3 protein-coding genes are annotated in these 5,442 nt (G+C 47.5%); all 3 read right to left on the minus strand.

The genetic code is table 11. From position 1 onward, the window contains the following. Positions 1-380 precede the first annotated feature (380 nt). The 3 genes from QUA90_RS29835 to QUA90_RS29845 all read right to left on the minus strand — a co-directional run bounded on the left by QUA90_RS29835 (position 381) and on the right by QUA90_RS29845 (position 5,120). Positions 381-959, minus strand: coding sequence for a TIGR04376 family protein (locus QUA90_RS29835; RefSeq protein WP_333082689.1), 579 nt, complete (start codon positions 957-959; stop codon positions 381-383). 326 nt (positions 960-1,285) lie between these two features. Beyond that, entirely contained in the window at positions 1,286-2,506 is a 1,221-nt protein-coding gene (locus tag QUA90_RS29840; RefSeq protein WP_333330740.1) for a hypothetical protein, read from the minus strand. Between the two features lie 691 nt (positions 2,507-3,197). Then, positions 3,198-5,120, minus strand: a complete 1,923-nt coding sequence (locus QUA90_RS29845; protein ID WP_333448733.1) for an ABC-F family ATP-binding cassette domain-containing protein — start codon at positions 5,118-5,120, stop codon at positions 3,198-3,200. Positions 5,121-5,442: the final 322 nt, after the last annotated feature.

Below are 5,442 nucleotides of genomic sequence, written 5' to 3' on the forward strand. Positions count from 1 at the left end.
TCAAGTTCGAGCGCCCGAATTCAAGTTCGAGCGGCCGAATTCACATTATAAGTAATTACCCGAACCTGATATAACGCCAATTAATTAGGTGAGAATATTGTAGGGATGATTGATATCATTTCCGGTTAGACTCATACATGATGTTGACTGTTGACGGTTGACGGTTGACGCCGTGAACCGTCAACAGTGAACTCTAATTTACTATTCCGATGCTAACGGATTTGATATGATTAATTGTCCCTATAATTTTAGGATGGTAATTATATCAAGTCGGATTGAGCGATCGCCATACCGCACCCTATGGGGGGTTGACGAATATTTGCATTAGGAATCAGAGTTCCGGGTGAACCCGTCCCTACAGGATGGGGAGGCTTTCGTAACTATCGGCCTATATTCCGCTTCATTCGATCGAGTTCTTCGTCTGCTTCCCAGCGTTGAAACTTTTCTTCTAAAGGATCGGCCGCATTAAAACTATTATAATTTGAACTCTGATTCCAACCCTTTGTATCCCAATTTGGCTCTGTTTTCGTGGTGGTAGTTCGAGTTGCAGCTTCTGCGGCTTTTGCTCGAACTTCTTTTCGCCGTACTTGAATTTGGCGGTACAGTTCTTTTGCTTTTTCAATCCGTTCTTTGCAGCCTTGCATTTGACCCCAGCGCTGATTTCCCTGACGCAGCAAAGCTGCTTGCCGCTCTTGGGCTGCTTGAGCTAAATCGAGCCTTTGAGCAGCTTTAGCTTTGTTGATGCGATCGTTCCAGCGCTGAATTTCTTGGGCGGCGGAGAGAATTTCGGCTTGCAGTTTTTTCTCTTGTTTTTGGATATCGAGAATCAGCCGCAGAGTGTCTTCTTCTTGTTCCTTCAGTTGTTCTTCTATTGCCTGCAATTCCAGATGGGGATTGCTACGCAAAAATTCTTCTAATCTGGTTTCTAGAAAGCGGCTGAAATCATCAAATAAGCCCATTTTTTATAATTCCTCAGTCATTAGTCATTGTCATTAGTCATTGTCATTAGTTATTAGTCATTGGTTCTTAGTCACTGGCGATCGATTATTGATCCTGAGTTGTTAGTTATAGCAGAAGAAAGTTCGGTAACGAATTGGGGAAGCGATTTAACGGATAGAATCAAGAAGCAATAATAGCAATGGTTTCAGCAATTAAGAACGTCTTGGCGGTTCCTATATTATAACTGTTTTCACTGCTCGTGATATACAGCCCGATCGCTGCCCATTACCGATTACCGATGATCTAACTCATAACTAATGACTAATGACTCATAATTGATGACTGATTAGAACTTTTGGCCGACAAAAACCGATCGCACATCTCCTCCCTTGCGAATCACAGCTTCTTGATTTTTGATTTCTGCCAGCGTCCAACCGCTAGCGCCGATGCTTTCGCCCACATAAATTCTGCGGGCTACGCCGTCTACTTCAAACAAAGCAGCCGATCGATCGCCCAACTCCAAAATCCCAACCAGCGTGTGCGCGGAAGTTGGGGCGCTGCTGACGGCCGGTGCGGATTGCTCCGGCGCGGGCGCGGATTGCTGGGCTGCAGGCGCTGGTGCCGGTTCGGTTTCGCGAGCCAAAATCTTTGGCTGGGGAGACTCCGAGGGGGAAGGGGAAGCGGCGAGGGGATCTCGATTTCCCGCAGCGGCGATCGCACGACCGGAGGCTGGAGCAGCAGGTGAGGGGGAAACTGCGCTGGTTTGAGGAGCAGCGGGAGCCGCAGCTACCGGAGCAGCCGGAGCCACTGTCACCTGAGCGGGGGGAGGGATGACTACAACTTGGGGTGCTGGTGCTCCCGGCTGTGAGGCAGCTTGTTCGAGGGCATTAGCAATGCGGTTGACTGCGGTCGAAAGACCTGCAGTTGCCGGCGGCGCGCCGGAAATGGGAATGCTCGGCAGCGTCCCTGGGGTGGGGGCTGCGGGAACTCCTGCAAGTTGGGGGTTAGCTTGGGGTGCTTTTTTTTGTTCGATCGCTTCTAGCGAGCGCTGCACGTATTCCACAAACGGGGTATCTGGTGCTGTTTTGCCACTTGCTGCGGGTGCCTCTGGTGCGGGGGCGGCGGGCAAGCGCACGAGTCCCGACCTGCTTGCGAGCCATAACCCCATGACTAGCAGCAGCGACCCAAATGCTGCTCCCAGTAGCATTCTGTCGAATGATTGTTTGGACTGCTGTTTTTTGGCTGTTTCTAGGGCGACTTGGCGGGCGATCGCTTCTACGTCTTTTTCGTCCCGCTGCGGCTGGGGGGGGGCCAACTGCGACAAAACTATTTGAGGTACCGAGATCGACTTGAGCGCCACGAATTCTGGCTGCACGGGCTCGGATGGCAGTCCGCCGCTGCCGTCGAATGCTCGATCGACTCCTTCAAACAGTTCGTCCATCAACTGATCGGCGTAGGACTCTACTGCCACTGCTTCGGCTGGCACTGTTTCGACTGTCGCAACCACGGCGATCGGATCTGACCCTGATTCCAAAGACATCTGTTTGGCGATTACTTTTTGAGGCATAGTTTTCTGTTTGCTCCCGCTCCTCGACAACCCTGAGATTCTCAACTATCAGACTTCTACAGGATACTTGTGATGTTGACAATTCTTGGCTCAGAACAGGTCAATTGTATCTCACTCATCACCATATTTTTAGTCCTCGGCCAACTTACTTTGCCCGATCGACTTTTGTTTTACCTGTTTTGGGACTTTTCGCCCCTGTTTTCTGCTGCCAGTCTTATTTGCTTACCCTGACTTTTACTGCATATTCTACTGCTTTTGTCAACCCCACCCTCCGGGCCTTCGCAGTTTTTGACACACAGCTTTACTTGGGGCGATCGCAAAAAAAACGGGTTTTTTGTCGCTGTTTCCGATCGCCTTGCAGCTTTGACAATGATTTCAGACTTTTATCGGTCTTAAGTTTGTTGGTCAGTTTGCTTTACAGTAGTAACAAGCAACCGATTTTATAACTTTAATACTACCCTACCTTCATCACACTTAGGTAATAAATTGTCAAAGGTTGCCAAATTGTCGGCTAAATAAGCATTATTCCTAATATTTTCTTTATAAAGTTTTACAATACTATTCGTAATATAAAAAATATTGTAATTGGTAAATAATATTCGTTTCAGCATGGGATTTTTTCCCTCATAATTCCTATAGCTCCTGTCATTATTAACAGGAGCTAAACACAACACTCGGACAACGCAAAAAATTAACCCACCCGTTCGGCCAATTCCAACCAGCGCTCAGTCGCCCGATCGATCTGCTGCGTCAACTGAGCCAAACGATCCGATAACTTCTTCACCTCGGCAAACCCGCTGGGAGCATTGTTAGACAACCTCTTTTCAATCTCTTGTTTCTCAGCTTCCATCTGCGGGATTTGACTTTCTAATTGTTCGTATTCCCGCTTCTCATTAAAGGAAATTTTGGTAGATTTTTGAGGGGAGTTTGGGGTTTTTAAATTGTTAGATTCAGCGGTGCGTGTAAGTTTTTCTTTTTCTTTTTGTCCTTTGATTTCCTTGGCTTCTTCCGCTTTTTTGTAGTCTAAATACACCGAATAATTGCCGGGATATAAACGCAAATTGCCGCCCGGTTCCAAGGCGAAAACCATGTCGATCGTGCGATCGAGAAAATAGCGATCGTGGGACACCACAATCACGCAGCCGTTAAAATCTTCGAGATAATCCTCCAAAACCGCCAAAGTCTGCACGTCCAGGTCGTTTGTCGGTTCGTCCAAAATCAGCACGTTGGGCGCACTCATCAGCACTTTCAACAGAAATAATCGGCGCTTCTCCCCGCCAGAAAGTTTGTTAATGGGTGCATACTGTTGGTTCGGCGGAAACAGAAACTTTTCCAACATTTGAGAAGCGGTAATGATTTCCCCGTCCGCCGTTTGCACCAACTCGGCTACACTTTTCAAGTATTCAATAACTCGTTGGTCTTCGTTCGGCGTCAAATCCTCTGAATGCTGGTCAAAATAACCGATATGAATGGTTGTGCCAATTTCGACTGTACCCGAATCCGGCTGAATGCGTCCGGTGATGATATCCATCAGCGTCGATTTTCCCGCACCGTTGCAGCCAATAATTCCTATCCGGTCTTCGGGTGTGAAATTGTAGGTAAAATCTTTAATTAAAGTGCGATCGCCGTAAGCTTTACAGATATTCAGTAACTCAATCACCTTCTTACCAATCCGGCGGCCGGCTGTGGCAATTTCGACTTTGCCGTTGGCTGTTTTGAACTCCTGGGCTCGCATATCTTTAATGCGATCGATCCGAGCTTTTTGCTTGGTACTGCGCGCTTTCGGCCCGCGTTTGAGCCATTCCAATTCGCGCCGCAATACACCCGCGTGTTTGCGAACACTGCTGGCGGCGGATTCTTCAGCTAAGGCTTTTTTCTCCAAGTAATAAGCGTAATTGCCAGCATAATTGTAAAGGTCGCCGCGATCGATCTCCAGGATGCGATTGGTAACGCGATCGAGAAAATAGCGATCGTGGGTAATCAGCAACAAAGCACCGCGATAGCCGTTCAAATAGTTCTGCAACCACTCCACAGACAGGGCATCCAAGTGGTTTGTCGGTTCATCCATCAGCAACACATCGGGCTCGGACAATAGCGCCGTTGCTAAGGCAATTCGCTTGCGGTAGCCGCCGGACAAGTCGGCAATTTTCGCATCAAAATCCTCAATCCCCAACTTGGTCAAAATCAATTTCGCCTTGGTTTCCAAGTCCCACGCATCCACCTCATCAATGCGTTCAGACACCGCAGACAGACGCGCCATCAACTTGTCTGTATCGCCTTTGCCGTGGGACAATTGATCGGAAATTTCCTCGTATTCGCGCACTAAAGCCATTTGTTCGCCACTGTCGGCAAATACTTGCTCTAAGACAGTGTGACTTTCGTCCAAATCCGGCTGTTGGGGGAGATAAACAATTGTAGACCCTGGATTGACCCAGCGATCGCCAGAGTCGATCGACTCCAAACCGGCAATCATTTTCAGCAGGGTTGATTTGCCGGAACCGTTGGTGCCGATGAGTCCGACTTTATCGCCTTCATCGAGGCTGAAACTGGCATCTGTCAAGAGTTCCTTGATGCCGAAGTCTTTTTTGATCGATCGTAGAGTAAAAATAGTCATCTGTATAGAAAGTCATTTACCTGACTTAGTTTAACGCAAGTTCGATCGAGTCCGGCTGCATGGATATGGTGTGTCGTTCCGATGAAACTTCTTCAAGACAAGGGCGAACTTGATTTTTATGAGGATATAAATCTTGATAAATGTTAAGAATAGGAGATTTGATGGCGAGCCAGAGGCAGCGGAAGTAGAAATACAGAAGCTATTTGCAGTAGTTTAAATATCAACAAATTATACTGGTGCAGCAGTAAGCTGTTGCACATTTAAACTGTGATACAAGCATTACCCTTATTTTTAATTTTGCGACCCCATTTAATTATTAATT

The sequence above is a fragment of the Microcoleus sp. D3_18_C4 genome (genome assembly GCF_036702355.1).
Lineage (GTDB): Bacteria > Cyanobacteriota > Cyanobacteriia > Cyanobacteriales > Microcoleaceae > Microcoleus.